At 38.6% G+C, this 16,081-nt stretch carries 6 protein-coding genes and 1 tRNA gene; 2 read left to right on the forward strand and 5 right to left on the reverse strand.

All coding sequences use genetic code 11. The annotated features are described in order from the left end of the window. Nucleotides 1-172 precede the first annotated feature (172 nt). The gene (locus DX009_RS06350) at nucleotides 173-8,428 is read left to right on the forward strand and encodes an ADP-ribosyltransferase-containing protein (RefSeq protein WP_115083407.1); all 8,256 of its coding nucleotides are present in this window, start codon (nucleotides 173-175) and stop codon (nucleotides 8,426-8,428) included. A 226-nt stretch (nucleotides 8,429-8,654) separates the two neighbouring features. On the opposite strand, the gene DX009_RS06355 is transcribed toward DX009_RS06350, so the two are convergent. Further along, nucleotides 8,655-10,172 (reverse strand): DUF4301 family protein, encoded by a 1,518-nt coding sequence (locus DX009_RS06355; protein WP_115083408.1) that lies wholly within the window; start codon nucleotides 10,170-10,172, stop codon nucleotides 8,655-8,657. A 152-nt stretch (nucleotides 10,173-10,324) separates the two neighbouring features. Here DX009_RS06355 and DX009_RS06360 point away from each other — a divergent pair, with 152 nt between their 5' ends. Next, the gene (locus tag DX009_RS06360; RefSeq protein ID WP_115083825.1) at nucleotides 10,325-12,523 is read left to right on the forward strand and encodes a RelA/SpoT family protein; all 2,199 of its coding nucleotides are present in this window, start codon (nucleotides 10,325-10,327) and stop codon (nucleotides 12,521-12,523) included. A 543-nt stretch (nucleotides 12,524-13,066) separates the two neighbouring features. Here the strand turns inward: DX009_RS06360 and DX009_RS06365 are convergent. The 4 genes from DX009_RS06365 to DX009_RS06380 form a co-directional block, all read right to left on the reverse strand. Further along, nucleotides 13,067-14,050 (reverse strand): ISAon1 family transposase, encoded by a 984-nt coding sequence (locus DX009_RS06365; protein WP_115083409.1) that lies wholly within the window; start codon nucleotides 14,048-14,050, stop codon nucleotides 13,067-13,069. Further along, the gene (locus tag DX009_RS06370) at nucleotides 14,016-14,402 is read right to left on the reverse strand and encodes an ISAon1 family transposase N-terminal region protein (protein ID WP_115083410.1); all 387 of its coding nucleotides are present in this window, start codon (nucleotides 14,400-14,402) and stop codon (nucleotides 14,016-14,018) included. The genes DX009_RS06365 and DX009_RS06370 overlap by 35 nt, the downstream gene beginning before the upstream one ends. 112 nt (nucleotides 14,403-14,514) lie before the next feature. Continuing rightward, a tRNA-Phe gene (locus DX009_RS06375) sits at nucleotides 14,515-14,587 on the reverse strand. A 395-nt stretch (nucleotides 14,588-14,982) separates the two neighbouring features. Beyond that, a complete protein-coding gene (locus tag DX009_RS06380) occupies nucleotides 14,983-16,080 on the reverse strand; it encodes a thiamine-phosphate kinase (RefSeq protein WP_115083411.1) in 1,098 nt (365 codons plus the stop codon). Nucleotide 16,081: the final 1 nt, after the last annotated feature.

Consider the following 16,081-nt stretch of genomic DNA (forward strand, 5'->3'; position numbering starts at 1 on the left):
TAATTCTCTCAAACAAAACCAAAGAATAGATAACTAATTTACACCCATATCACGAAAAGATAATGAAAGCTTAATAGACTATGTTCAATAGCCACAGCAGCAAGCAATACCTACCGATGATAAAGGAAACTTATTATATCACGAAGCACCAGTAGAACTCACGATAAAGGATTTGTACGACGGTTCATTAGACGATACAGAGATTGCCGACTTTATTTCTGCAAATATCGAAGCAGCACAAAAGGAATATAACAGTGTTGTAAAGAAAGCACCGAAGATTAGCACAGACAAAGCAAGATACCTGCAGGAGAAGAAAGCCTATCAAGAAGAAGTTGATAAAGCGAAAGCAAAGGTAGACTACTGGCAAGCTGTAGAAAACGAACGCCAACGCATTACCCACACCTCCCCCGAAGAACTTAAAAACGCAGAAGACGAATTAAGCGGAGAAGCAGCACGAAAAGATTACAGAGGAATAACGGCAGGAGACGAAGAAAATCCTACGTCCGTAGAAGACCTCGTGAGAGACTTCTTACGAGGTGCAAAAATAACTCCCGAAGATTTCAGAAAAGAAACAGGGCTATCCATAAGCGAACAGAAAAAGTTCGTTGGTATGATTTCAAAACAAGGAAAGACTATTGCAAGGCTCGGAGAAGAACTTGCAGACTACGATGCAATGAATCTAGGTGGTAGATTCTTTGATGGAGATAGCAACGCAGCACGTGGAGCAATTATAGACGCACTTTTAAGTTCGAGAACACGTGGCGACTTCAAACAACAGGACGCAACGGAAGAAGAAGAACGCTATATAGAAGCTGTAGAACAGCAAAGAGAGCAGTGGTATTACGAAAACTACCATATGACATACGAAGAATATCTGCAATACAGAGAAATCGTATTGCCCGAATTGTTGAGAAAATACGCTAACTTTGCACCCGATGTATTATATCCACAATTTGTAGCATCATTCGAAGATGCATACGCTGCAGAACATTCACAAACAAACAATACAGAAAACAATGAGCAACAAAGAAATGACACCACAGCAGAAGAGCCAACAACTACTCCAGGCGATACAGTTTTGCAAACAGAAGAAACTAATAACAGCAGAGGAGATAGCCAAAGCAAAGAGCAACCAACAGAAGTTCCAACTGGCGTGCGAAGCAGTAATGAGAATGGAACTCTACCTCAAAGCGCACCCACAAAAGTAGACAAAGAGCCGCAACCGATTGGAAACAGTTTCTTCGGAAAAGTATATAACCAATTCAAAGGAAAAGCAAAGGAAGCTGTAAACTTCCTTATGAGACATAAGAGTGGAAAACTCTTAGGGGTATTCCATCGCAACGACATTGGAGAAATCAGCCTCGTATGGGGTGATGAAAAAGGAGGACTTGCTCACATTATTAGTAAGCACATTGTCGAACAAAACGACTTCAATAACATAGATGAAGTTATTAACACAATGCAGCAAGTAATCAACAATGGAACTATCACTCGCGAAAATAAGGATAAGGTCGTTATTGATTACAATGATTACCGTGTAGCCATCAGAAAGCAGACACGAGATAATAATGGTAATGTTGTCGAACAAGGAAATTGGATTGTTACCGCCTTTGATAAAAGTAGAAGTAAAAAAGATAAAACACCGTCTGAAAAGACTTTATCAACTCCTCCTTTCAATCAAGAGACCGATGGGGTGACTTTACCATCGAACGGTGTTACTGCCGACAAAGTTACACAATCTTCTCAAACAAAAGAAACAAAAGAAGATAAATTTTCACCCACACCACGCAAAGACGGTGAGAGCATAACAGACTATGCCGAAAGAGTAGCAGAAGAACACCAGGCACAACGTACACGCAAAGAAGAAGCAAAGGTTGATACCAATCCTACCGATGCACAAAAGGAAGCTGGCAACTACAAAAAAGGACACATCAAAGTAGACGGACTCGACATTACCATCGAACAGCCAAAGGGTAGTATTCGTCGTGGCACTGATGCAAACGGCAAACAGTGGGAAAGCGAAATGCACAACACCTACGGCTACATTCGTGGTACTGAAAGTGTAGACGGAGACCATATAGATATATTCCTTTCTGACAATCCAACAGAAGGAAATGTGTTTGTTGTAGACCAGGTAAACAAAGACGGCTCATTCGATGAACACAAGGTTATGTATGGCTTCTCCGATATGGAAAGCGCAAAGCGAGCCTACTTGTCAAATTATGAAGAGGGCTGGCAAGGCTTAGGAAGCATTACCGAAGTCAAAAAAGAAGACTTCAAGAAATGGATTGACAGCAGCAAGCGAAAGACAAAACCGTTTGCAGAATACACGTCTGTAAAGACACAAGACGATACGCAAACTAAAAAGCCAACAGAAGAGAACGCTGCACCAGCCAACACAGAAACAAACGAAAATTATGCGCATAATTCAGAGGATATTATGCACAAACAAAAGAATGTACAACTGCAGCAAGCTATCAACGCCTACGAAAACACAACTAAATTCTACTATCAGCAACTAAAGGAAGGGAAACTCGACAAAGTATTCGAGAGTAAACAATGGAAAGATGTACTCCGCAAACAAACAGAACTACAAAAAGCACTATTGCAACTCAACTCCGAAGAACTGAAAGAACTACTCAAACAAACAACTAACGAAGACACCAAAAAGGAAATCAAAGGAGCATTAGGCGCAGTACTTAGACAAGAACAACGGTCTATAGAATATAACGCAGTCTTAGACAAGCAAGAACCCATAACGCCTATATACAAAGAAGAGAAGAAATCCATTGCCGTTACAGAGTTTGTAGAAACGGACAAGAAAGAAGCAGAGATACACCCCGTTCTCACTGGCGTTTACCACGACAACGGCTATGTTGTGGGCACTAATGCGCATATCTTGTTGGCTCGTAAAGAAGACTATAACAAATCTTTAGAGGGAAAGATAACAAACAAGAAAGGCGAGGTTATAGATGGCAAATATCCAAATTGGCGAGCTGTAGTCGAGGGTGAAACTACAACAAATTCGTGGGGTATCAATCTTGATGAACTGCACGCATTTGTAAGAGGCGTGCTTACCAACCTAAAGGCAGACGGAGCAAAGAAGAGTAGTATCGACAGCGCAACTATAGCATTTAAGGACACTGACGGAAAAATTATTGTGTGCAACGCAAAAACACTCGACAAGGCGTTGCGTGGAGCAAAAAGCATAGGGGCAACTGAATTTGGAAACAAGTCTGAAACATTCGCACACGCACAAACCAAAAAAGGCTACGTCGTTTGCCCAACAATCTCCACATACCACAGCATAAACGATAACTGTTTCGTATACGCCCCAAAAGAAGCGGCACGACAACAAACCACTGCAACACTCACCAACGACACAGAAGCAAAGCAGAAAGCCACAGAGGCAGTCTTAGCAGCTTTATCTAAAGCAGGTATAGAGGTTGTGCGTGCGACAGACGAAGAGGTAAAAGCATTGCTTAGCAACTCCCATGCAACCACTTTGCGCACCCCACAAGGCACAATTTATGGTTGGTCGGTTAATGGTAAAATTTATCTTACAGAAGCAGGAATAAACCCTGATACGCCAATCCACGAGTACACCCACTTGTGGGCAGAAGCAATGATGATAAAAAACAAGAAAGGCTGGGATAGTATAAAAGTACTATTGAAAGATAATCCAATTTGGAATGAAGTCGTTGCAGATGCAAACTACTCTAATATTGCGGACAATGAAGATGCTGTTGCAAGTGAAGTCTTAAGCCGTATCAGCGGCAAAAAGAATGCTGCAAAAATGGAGGAGGAAGCACAAAGGGCTATAGATGAAGCTAAAGGTGTTTTTGAAAAAGCGGAAGCTACAACTATCCTTACCAATCTGAAGAAAGCACTCAATAGCTTATGGAAGTGGGTAAGCAAAAATATCTTTGATGTTAAAGAGTTTAGCAGCATAAACGAGGTAACAGACAAAGTATTATACGACCTTATACATGGTACAAAACTAATAAACGACAAATCTTTAATAGGCGTACATAATATATCTGAACAAAAGCTACGCAAAGTGTTAAAGCAAGGTGGATTTGCCAATCCGTCTATAGCTGTTATTGATACAGACAAGCAGGTGCATAATGATTATGGAGAAATTTCTCTCATTTTGCCATCTCGCAAAGTCAATAAGTCTACAGGCAAAAATGTAGGAACATACGAGGGCGACGCATGGACACCTATGTATCCTATTATCGAAAAGCAAATGAGCAACGATGGTAATCTAATAATGCACAACGATATCAACTCTGTGCCAAATGAAATGCAGAGTGAAGTTCGCAATGCTTTGAATAGATGGTTAGACAATGGTTCGGATACCGATTTATCATATCTTTACCTATTCCAACAAGGGAAAGCTCCAAAGATGGCTACTGTAAAGCCTAAATATAGCAACGAAGTTTATAAATCGCTAAGAGACATTATGTTTGGTGTTGATAGCGTTTATAACTTAACGAAAGGTGAGGTAAAGAAGTTGGTAGAGCTTTATGTGCAAACAGAGCTAAACGGCGACATTGACGAATACAACAAAGCCAATGAGAGAAGAATTACAAAGTATAAAGAAACAATAGAAAGCGGAAGAACCAACTCTATGTATTACAAAATAGCAGAAAGAAATTTGGAAGAAGTCAAAAAGTATGGCTATCCACTTTCTTCTTTGAAAACATTTGCAGACGATGTACAGAGAGATAAAACTAAGCAAGGCAGTAAAAATGTACAAAAGACTCTTAACGCAGCAAGTCAAATTATAAAAGACGCTGGTCTTGAAGAAGATTTTAGGAATTGGGTAGAGGGCTTAAATAATCGCTACCAAACAAAAGAGGTTATTTTTGACGGCTTCACCCCAACAGGGAAGCGTAGATACATTCCTAACACTTTAGAAAATGTATCTAAGCTTATGAAGAAACAGGGACGACAAGCGTCTACAGGATTAGGCGTATCATTCTCAAACTTCGCTGCAAGCGTAATGAAAGCCAACGGAAGTCTTGCTAATATCAGAAAAAAGAAAAGCAAACTCACAAACGAACATAAAGATATAGAAAACTTTGAAGAAAAATGGAAAGAAGTATATTTCGATTTAGCAATGAAGTTGCAACCTAATGCAAGTACATTTGACGACTACGGCTTTACACGTTTACAAGAAGCTGCACTTGAGGCTGACCCGCAAGCATTTCTAAGCAAAGAGTACGGAGTAACATTATCTAAAGAAGACGTTCGCAAGTTGCAGCAAATGGTTAAGGCTATCCAAGAAGAAAGACCTGCTATGTACTTTGAAACAAAGTTTGAACGCCCTGTTACTCTCAATGAATTCTCTAAAGCCGTTGTTCCTGAAGACCTCTCTGATGATTTGCAAAAAACATTAAGAGATAATGGAATAGAGATTTTCACATATAAGCGAGGAGACGCTGAAGACCGACAAAAAGCAACACAAGAAGCAGCTTACAGTAGTGATGATATAGCATTTCAAATAATAAGCAATGGCAATAACGAAGCCAACAATGATAGCGACACACGTTTTCAGATAGTAGGCAATAGTCTGTCAGATGAAGAAAAGAAGATTGTCGAAACTGCAAAGGCAAACGACACTTATATGAAAGCACCTAACGGCAAGCCTACCAATCTTAGCGAAAAGCAGTGGACACAAGTAAGAACCACAGCTTTCAAAAACTGGTTCGGAGACTGGGAAAAAGCTGCACGCATAGAAAAGGTGCGCAGGAGCAAAGCTGTCGTTATTAGTGGCAGCGAATACAAAGACAAATATGAACTAAACAGAGACAGTGCCAAAGAATGGATAAAAGATAATCTACGGGGGGAATATACCATTGCTGATACAGAAGAAATAGTTAGCCTTACCAAAGTTGGAGCAAATAAGGTAACTTCACACGGAATGAGCAACAAAGCTCATCTTCAGTCAATTGCGGCTATTCCACAATTGATACGGCATGCTATATTTATTGAAGAACGTCCTAACGAAAAGCATAATAATAAATACGACAGTTACAAATATTATATTTGCGGATTAAAAATTGGCACAACTGACTATACCGTAAAGCTGACTATTGGAGTAAAGAGTGGAAAAAAGTATTACGACCACGCTTTGACAGAGATTGAAAAAGGGAAACTGCTTGACCGTATTAACGACCAAGCAGACAAAAAAGGCTTTACAACAACTGGGGACGCACCTTTACAGTCTTATGCCCTTTCTATTGGCAAAGATAGCAAGTTACTTTCAATCCTCCAAACAAACTCATCAAAAGTTGTTGATGAAAATGGAGAACCTATGGTGGTGTACCACGGAACTTTGGCTGATGGCTTAAGGCAATTCAATACGGATTTTATAGGTAGCCGCTATAGTTACGATGAGAAAGGGTTCTTTTTTATAAGCAACAGGAAGATAGCTGATGATTATGCTGTTTCAGAATTTGATGCAAGTCGCAGGGGAGAGGTGATAGATGCTTATGTAAGCTTAGGAAATCCTCTTGTTGTCAATTCGGAATGGTGCAGGAAGAATGGTCTTGGCAGTAATGTCTTCAAGGATAATGACGTTATAGAGTTCTGGGATAACTACCAATCGCTTATAGTGGAAGAGTCTGAACAAAACGACGGCGTGATTGTAACAGATGGAGAAACGTCAATGGTTGTGGCTTTCTTCCCCAATCAAATAAAGAGTGCAACAGGCAATAACGGCAATTTCTCTACCACAGAAGACGATATCCTCTACCGCACCGTCTTCGGTGGTAATAGTGGTTACGTAGGCTACTCAATGAGCAAACGTGCTGCAGAAGCTAAAGAAGAGGGCAGATATCCAAAAACTGAATTTAGAAGAGAATACCACATAACAGCAAAGTCGCTCGATATGCTAACAAGTCTTGGTTTCATCGACAATTCAGAATGGCATCATACCAGTATGTACGGCAACAAAACACCATTCTATGGCTGGGCAGAAGATGAGCTTGCAGACGATTATCTCAAACACAAGAAAGAAATAGACACACTCTGCAAAGGCATCGACCCTAAAACAAAACAGCCGCTGATAGAGAAAGTGGAAAAACCACAGTACGAGTACAAATTTGAGCTACCGCAATATAACGAAGCAGCAACAGCCGCAAATCCAATTATAGAGTGGAGACACAAGCAGATAGAAAAATACGACCAGTTTACAGGCTTTAAAGGTTACGCATATGAAACAAAAGAAAAAAAGAAAGAAAGAGACGCTTTCTTGCATTCTCTCAACGAACAAATGGAAGAGAAGATACGAGAGATGTTAGCAAAAGACTTTCCCGACTATCTTGCAGCCAAAAACGCCATTGAAGCCTACAACAATTACGATGAGAATTTACGCAAAGCAATTGGCGAACGCATAAAGGAATACTTAGACATTGACAAGTATAGCCAACGGTGGAGAGAACAAACCACTACCACACAGCCCACAGCCAATACAGAAACACTTACCAACCACGCAGAAAGTGTTGTGCAAAACTTACATCTTAACAACGTGGAGATAGTACCCGATGGCAGCAGCCTCAATGGCGAGCAAGCCACTGCAAAAGGGTTCTACAACAAGCGCACAGGTAAAATCGTAGTAGTGGTAAGCAACCACACAGACATTGCAGACATAGAGAAAACAGTACTCCACGAAGCAGTAGCGCATCACGGATTAAGAGAACTCTTTGGAGACAACTTCGACAACTTCCTCGACACCGTATTTGCAAAAGCCGACATCGAAACAAGGCAACAAATAGCCCACCTGTCAGCAAAACACGGCTGGAACATACGCACGGCAACAGAGGAATATCTTGCCTCAATGGCAGAAGATACCAACTTCGAGCAAATCAAACCCACACTGTGGCAACGCATCAAACAACTCTTTGGAGAAATAATGAGCGCATTTGGTTTACATCACGCTAACATCACCGACAACGACCTACGTTATATACTATGGCGTAGTTACAAGAACCTACAAAGCAGTGGCAAACACAGTATACTCGACAAGGTAGAAGATATTGCAATGCAGTACCGTCTGAAAGCTGGTAACTATGCCGACAAGGCGACAGACAATGTTTTGTATCGAAGTGGCATAGACCCTACAGCAACAGAAGTTCTACCCGATGCACGCACACGTTACGAAAAGGAAACAAAAGAACCCGACAATATAGATTCTGTGCCAAAAACGCACAACTTCTTTAGACGTTTCTACAAATCGTACGTAGACAGTATGCTTGCATTGAAGTCATTCACAAGCAGCGTACTCGAGGCAACAGGCGACAAGATGGCATCACACGAAGACACCTACAAAGCCGAAAACGCAATGACCTCCAAAAACAAAACAGACGGTGAAGTTTACAACCCATTGTTCCCATATATGCCCCTATATCTTTATATGTAAGGAATATTATTTTCTAACGCTAGAATTGTTTTATTTATACACATATAAAGTTTTACTTATGTTTAAATAATAACGTTTCATCAGCATCTAATTGATATGAAATGCGATATAATAAAATGTGTAGAATGCTATTATAACAATGTTGGACTGCAAATTGTCAGCCCAACATGATATAATATATTTATCGTATGTGTCCTACCCCACTTTTTGCTTTTGTATATAGTTGTTACTGATGTTCTTCGCGCAACAAGTCGTTTACAGTTTTTACAGGATTAAACGTAACTGCAGGAACTTCAACAAATATAGTATTCCAATTGCTCATTGCACCATTCCAAAGTCCTGGTAGTTCTAATGCTTTTAGTTCTTTTCCGTCTTTCGACTTAGCACTAATAAAGCCAGTAGAAGGATCTACAAATTGAGGAAGATTATAAGGAATCCCATCGCAATCTTTTATTGCACACACTAAATCTACCGGATTAAAATGGGTTCCTTCTTTAAACATTCGCATTGATTCAGGATTATCCTTATCAATTTGTAGGCTTTCTAGTATCTGCAAACTAACAGTATTATCGGCATTGTAAACGTAGAAAGGTCCACCGCCAGGTTCTCCACTATTCTTAACCATTCCACAAACACGCATAGGGCGATTAAACTTTTCGAGCAAATAAGTTGGCAATTCTTCGTTACTAATATCGCATATATCCTTATGACGACAGTGCAAATCGTTTTCCAGGAAGTTCTTCATACATTGCAATTCGGAAGGCGTATAGTTGTTTGTTCTCAGCTTTTTAATATATTGGAAAGTCTTTTCCTGCAATGTTACCAAAAGTCCCGCTATTATATTCTTCCACTTAATAGTTTCCTCTTTCAGGCGGTCGGGGGTTACATTATCTATATTCTTAATGAAAACAATGTCAGCATCTATATCGTTAAGATTCTGAATAAGTGCGCCGTGCCCTCCAGGACGGAACAACAATGAACCATCTTCGTTACGGAAAGGTGTATTATCAAGATTGGCAGCTATGGTATCTGTACTTGGCTTCTGTTCGGAGAAACTTATAGAGAAGTGTGTGTGATACTTTTCTTCATATATAGGTTGCTTTTCAGTAGCCTTTGCTTTGAAAAGTTCAAGATGTTCATGTGATACCGTGAAATGGACACAAACCTCGTTGTTGCACGCTGCATATTGTGCACCTTCAACAAGATGTTCTTCCATAGCAGTGCGTGCACCTTCAGCATATTTGTGGAACAATAGTAAGCCTTTGGGCAATTGTCCATAGTTCAGTCCGTCAGTGTGCAAGAGTGTTTCCACAACTATTTTATAGTTATTTGCAGCCAACAATTCCTCAATGTCTTTTCCGTGTGTAGTTTTGCATTTTTTGTTAAGTTCGTCATAGAAAGCAAAGCGTTTCAGATTATAGAAAAAGAACTTCTCAAAATCGGTTGTAGGCGTCTCGTATGATGCATCAAGGAAAGCAAAAAGATTTTTAAACATTCTGCTAGCAGCTCCAGAAGCAGGAACAAATTTCACCACTTTGTGTTTTTCAGCCTTATAGTTATTCCAAGCTTCTGTAACAGTTTTAATTGCATCTTCGTTTAACCGCACAATACCATTACCAATTGTTGCCGCACTTTCTAATCGCAGAAATGGAAATCCTGTTTTAAAATCAGCAAGCTGTTTCTCAAAGTCAGCAAACTTAATACCCTTTGATTTCAATAATAGTTCGTCTTGTTTTGTTAACATAACAGTAAAAGTTTTATGTGTTTAGATAGAACAGTGCACCATGGTTCACCGCATTTGTTGTTTCTTTCGCAAATTTACTTACTTTTTCTTAATTTAGAGAGCAATCAGCTGTTTTTTTGTACCTTTGTATGGTATTATTAAAGGCGATGAATATGATTTTTACAGACGACGAACTAAAAAATCTTCATATCCTTACTAAGGAATTAAACGAAGAGTTAGCGAACGATATAACAGAAGAAGACAAAGAACGATTAGCTTCTTACATTAAATTAATGGAAGAAAAGGGAGCAATAGAACGCAATGTCTTTGGTTTAAACGAACTACTTTGTGCAATGCAGACGTCGCTAATAGCTGTTCGCAGTATAGGTTTAAAGCGCGAGTCGGTATTCGCAACCGTGTTGTATGCTGGTTACGAAAATGGCGTATTAGAGATAAAACAAATTGAGACTGATTTTGGGCAGAATGTTGCACAGATTATTCAAGGATTGGTGCGTATTCAGAATCTGTATAAAAAGAATCCTATCATAGAAAGTGAAAACTTTCGTAATCTCTTACTCTCGTTCGCAAAAGATATGCGAGTAATATTGATTATGATTGCCGATCGTGTGAACTTAATGCGACAAATACGCGATACTACTAATAAAGAAGCACAAAAACAGGTTGCAGAGGAAGCAAGCTACCTGTATGCACCACTCGCGCACAAGTTGGGACTCTATCAGTTAAAAAGTGAACTAGAAGACCTATCATTAAAATACCTAGAACACGATGCATACTACCATATAAAAGAAAAGCTGAACGAAACAAAGAAAGAACGAGATGCCTACATAAAACAATTCATTGAACCTGTTAGTAAAGCTCTTCAGAATGCAGGGTTACGTTTTCATATAAAAGGAAGAACAAAGTCGATACACTCTATTTGGCAGAAAATGAAGAAACAAAAGTGTGCGTTTGAGGGTATATACGACTTATTTGCTATTAGAATTATCTTGGACTCGCCGCTTCAAATGGAAAAGATGCAATGTTGGCAAGCATATTCTATCGTAACAGATATGTATCAGCCAAACCCTAAGCGTCTGCGCGATTGGTTGTCTGTACCAAAGTCTAATGGCTATGAATGTCTACATATTACGGTTTTAGGACCAAATGCAAAGTGGGTAGAGGTGCAAATTCGTACTGAGCGTATGGACGAAATAGCCGAACATGGATTAGCAGCTCATTGGAGATACAAAGGAATAGAAGCAGAAGAAGGAATGGATACGTGGTTGGCTTCTATCAGAACGGCATTGGAAGCAGGCGACAACTTGGAAATGATGACACAGTTCAAACGCGACCTATACGACAAAGAAATTTACGTATTCACACCAAAAGGAGATCTACTTAAGTTTCCTAAAGGTGCCACATTGTTAGACTTTGCTTACCACATTCATTCAAAAATTGGAAACCAATGCGTTGGTGGAAAGATTAATAACAAAAATGCCTCTATAAGAACCGAACTACACAGTGGAGACACAGTAGAAGTAATAACCTCTACTACACAAAAACCAAAGCAAGAATGGCTAAACATCGTTAAATCTGCCCGGGCAAAGTCGAAAATACGTCTTGCACTAAAGGAAACACAAGTGAAAGAAGGCGCCTTTGCAAAAGAAATGCTCGAAAGAAGATTCAAGAATAAAAAGATAGAAATTGAAGAACAAACACTTTATCAAGTCATCAAACATCTTGGCTTCAAAGAGATTTCCATATTCTATAAACAGATAGCTGACGAGAAACTCGATATTAATAATGTTATTGAAACTTATCAGCAACTTTACAACCAAACACACAATCAAAATACACCAAAAGAGACTGAAAGTGCAGAAAAGTTTGAACTTGCTGATGAAACAAGCGAATTGCTAAAGAATAACGAAGATGTACTGGTAATAGATCAGAACCTAAAAGGTATAGATTTCTCACTATCTAAGTGTTGCAATCCCATCTACGGCGATCCTATCTTTGGTTTCGTTACTGTGAATGGTGGAATAAAGATACATAGAGAAGACTGTCCGAATGCACCTGAATTGCGGAAACGTTTTGGCTATCGCATAGTAAAAGCAAAATGGAGTGGTAAAGGTGGAGCAAATTATAGCATAACATTACGCATTATAGGATACGATGACATAGGTATCGTAAACAACATTACTAATATTTTATCTAAAGAGGAGAAAGTTGTGATGCGTTCTATCAATATAGACTCACACGATGGCATATTCTCAGGAAATCTTGTCGTATTAATAGAAGACACTTCAAAACTGAATTCAATTATAAAGAAGTTGAAGAATATAAAGGGGATAAAGCAGATTATAAGACTATAAAGATTATAAAGGCTCAGTAGGAAACAAAGGGAGAAATTGAAAGCATCGCCTTATTGTTTTCACAATTCGAACAACAATCGCAGATTTTTAGGAGAAGTCTCTATGATGTTTAGAGATGTTCCATCTGACGTTATCTACTCTTATTTCAGATATCTGAAACGCTCGTCTTAGACGTCTATCACGTTTGTTTCAGATATCTCTCAGTTTCACATTAGATATCATAACAAACTATAAACCTTATGAGTCTATATTATAATACCAAGAAGATATTTATTCAGATGAGAATTACGAAAGCTTTTACTCTGCATTATTTTGATTGAGATGTTGCTACAAGTTAATGAACAGTAACATATTGTTTAATGTATTGTTTTATCATAGTAGAATTCATTACAAACATATCCTTTTCTAAATAGACTCCACACCCCTTCTATTAAGCTTATAAACTACAATCAACATACAGAACGATAAAATTAATTAGCTTAGAAAAACAAAGAGTGTCATAACTATGTTGGTTATGACGGCTCAGTAGGAAAAAGGTGGGGATTATGCATATAGGTTTTTGATTCTAAACAAAAAGAAACTTTTGTCTCTGACTCCTCTCAGATTCGTTCTGAATAATTTTATTTTTGAGTTGAAAGATTCTGCTGCTGCATTTGATGCTCTATTGTTGTAAAAATTAAGGATATCATCATAATGCTCATAGAATGTAGCTGCAATAACATTGAAAGAATCAAACCCTGCCTCTTCCACCTTATTGTACCATTTAGCCATTGATAACCTTGCTGCATTTTTGATGGTATTCTTGGCAAAAATCATTCTTAAGGAATGACACAGACCATAGGCCGTCTGAAGCTTAGGATAAAGTTCGAAGAGTATCTTAGCTCTCTGTTTCTGTGAGTCTGTCCATTTCTCTGAAGACTTGAACAGAAGATATCTACTCCTGGCTAGCAGTTCCTTCTTCGTATCTCCATTCTCAAAGGTGCGAGGTTGATACTTCTTTCCTATAAGTTTGGCTTCCTCCATTTCATCATTTGCCTCCTGTATGGCTCTCCAACGATAGTCTATCCTCATCTGCTGTACAGCATCACAGGCAAGCTTTTGAACATGAAATCTATCAATGACTCTTTTGGCTTTAGGGAAGCTATGGCGTACTATCTTACGCATACTGTCTGACAAGTCTAGTGTTACCTCCTCAACCTTCTCACGCTTTTGTTCATCTATCCTATCAAGTGCCTCACATACCTTCTCAGACTTTGTTCCAGCAACCACTGCTACAAGGCAGCCCTTCTTGCCATGTCTGTCCCTATTAGTTACTATCGTATAAAGTTCTCCGTTGGAGAGAGCGGTCTCATCTATAGCAAGATGTGAACCAATATTATCAGCAAACAGAAGCCAGTCCTCAGCGTGATCTAGCTGATCCCAATCCCTATAGCCGCTAAGCACCTCCTTATATTGTTTCTCAAACTGATGTCCATCGATATGATAAAATTCCTCAAGCGTACGGCAGGTCACTGGGGATGTCTCCATACGTTTCTTTTAAAAAAGCTCCGAACTCTTTGGAATAACGAGTACCGGAGGCTGTAATATCAATCTGTAAAGGAAGAGAGAAACTCTTGCCTGTATGCGTATCTAACCAACGACGACGGCGAAGAATAAGAATAACTTTATGGTCACGAATAGGGAAGTCGGTAACCTCAACAGCGTCCATGAAGCCTTTAGACTCAAAATGAAGGTCATCGGAAAGTTCTTTCTCCATCTTCTCATCAAGATGGATACGCAATAATGAAGGACTAGGTTCTATTTTAACCACAGAGAAGTATTTCAATACATCCTTAGGGAGAACCAACGATGCTAAATGATATAGATAAGTATCTTCCATAATGCAAAGGAAAGAAAAAGATATCAAATAAAGAAATTTCCCCACCTTTTTCCTACTGAGCCGTTATGACACTCTTACATTTCTTTTCTTTCTCTCCTATTAGAAATTTATGTGGTACCACCAGGAATCGAACCGGGGACACAAGGATTTTCAGTCCTTTGCTCTACCAACTGAGCTATGGCACCATTAAGAAATTCAATATATATACTTCATTTCTGTTTTGCGAGTGCAAAGGTAGTACTTTTTTTTTATTACTGCAAATATTATGCTAAATATTTTAATACTTAACATTAATTTACAATATCCGGTAAGATAATATTCTCCATAATGAACGTCCACTTTATATATTGTGAAGAAACTAATTCCTCTAAGTTCTATAAATTTACAAGGGGCGAGTTCTGTTAGCAGAACTCACCCTTGTACACACAGAAACATTCCGATCGAAGATCAAGATTATGTATTCTACAAAGATAAAATAGAAAAAGCATCAATGAATAATGTCGTCCTTTTTATCTTTAAAAAATATAGCAATGCTACATTTCTAATCTCTCCTTTATAAGTTCTAACGAAACGTCTATTCTTATATCCAGCCTTGTGCTGTAAGTTGGAATTCATTTCCATCTCGTGCAATAAGAAATTCTCCCAATTTACTTTCTGTAACATAACCTATTTGATGAATATTTTTAAGCGATGTTATTTTTGCATGCTCACTAATAGGTATCGTAAAAAGAAGTTCATAATCTTCACCACCATTCAAAGCTGCAGTAGTAAGATTCATATTAAATTCTTCACAAGCAGCAGCTGTCTGATAATCGATAGGTATTTTATCTTCATAAATTCTACACCCTACATTACTTTCTTTACAAAGATGTTTTAAATCACTTGCAAGACCATCAGAGACATCTATCATTGAAGTTGGTCGAATATTTGCATTACGAAGTTGTTCTAGCACTTCACCTGGAGCTTCAGGTTTTAATTGGCGATCTATTAAATATTCTTTACCTGCAAAGTCTGGTTGGAAGTTTTCTATTATTGCACGTTCATTATTTAGAGCCTCAAGCTTTCCTCGGTCATTTTCCTTTTGTGCTTGCGTCAGCTTTTTGTTAAATTCTTCTACCTGTTGATAGTAAACTGTTTTCTCTCGCTCTAGTATTTGTAAGCCCATATAAGCTGCTCCGAGATCTCCTGAAACACATATTATGTCAGTAGGAGTAGCACCTTTTCTATATACAATATCTTCTTTTACACTTTCTCCAATACAAGTAATGTTAATGGACAATCCTGTATAAGAAGATGTAGTATCACCTCCTACAATATCTACATTCCATTTACTACAAGCTGTCTTCAGACCATCATAAAATTGATCTAAATCTGTTACATTAATACGCTTTCCCATACCTATAGATACTATTATCTGACATGGCTGCCCATTCATTGCAAATATATTAGTCATTGCAACCATAGCGCATTTATAAGCCAGATGTTTCATATCAATATAAGTAAGGTCGAATTGAATTCCTTCCATAAATAAGTGGGAAGAAACCAAGACTTCTTTATCTGAATAACGAAGAACAGCTGCATCGTCGCCTACCCCTTTAATAGTAGATGGGTTAGTTGGTTTTATATCTTTCGTTAGCCGCTCTATTAGTTTAAATTCGCCTAATTCCTTTATTTCCATA

It is taken from the genome of Prevotella pallens (assembly GCF_900454935.1).
GTDB lineage: Bacteria > Bacteroidota > Bacteroidia > Bacteroidales > Bacteroidaceae > Prevotella > Prevotella pallens.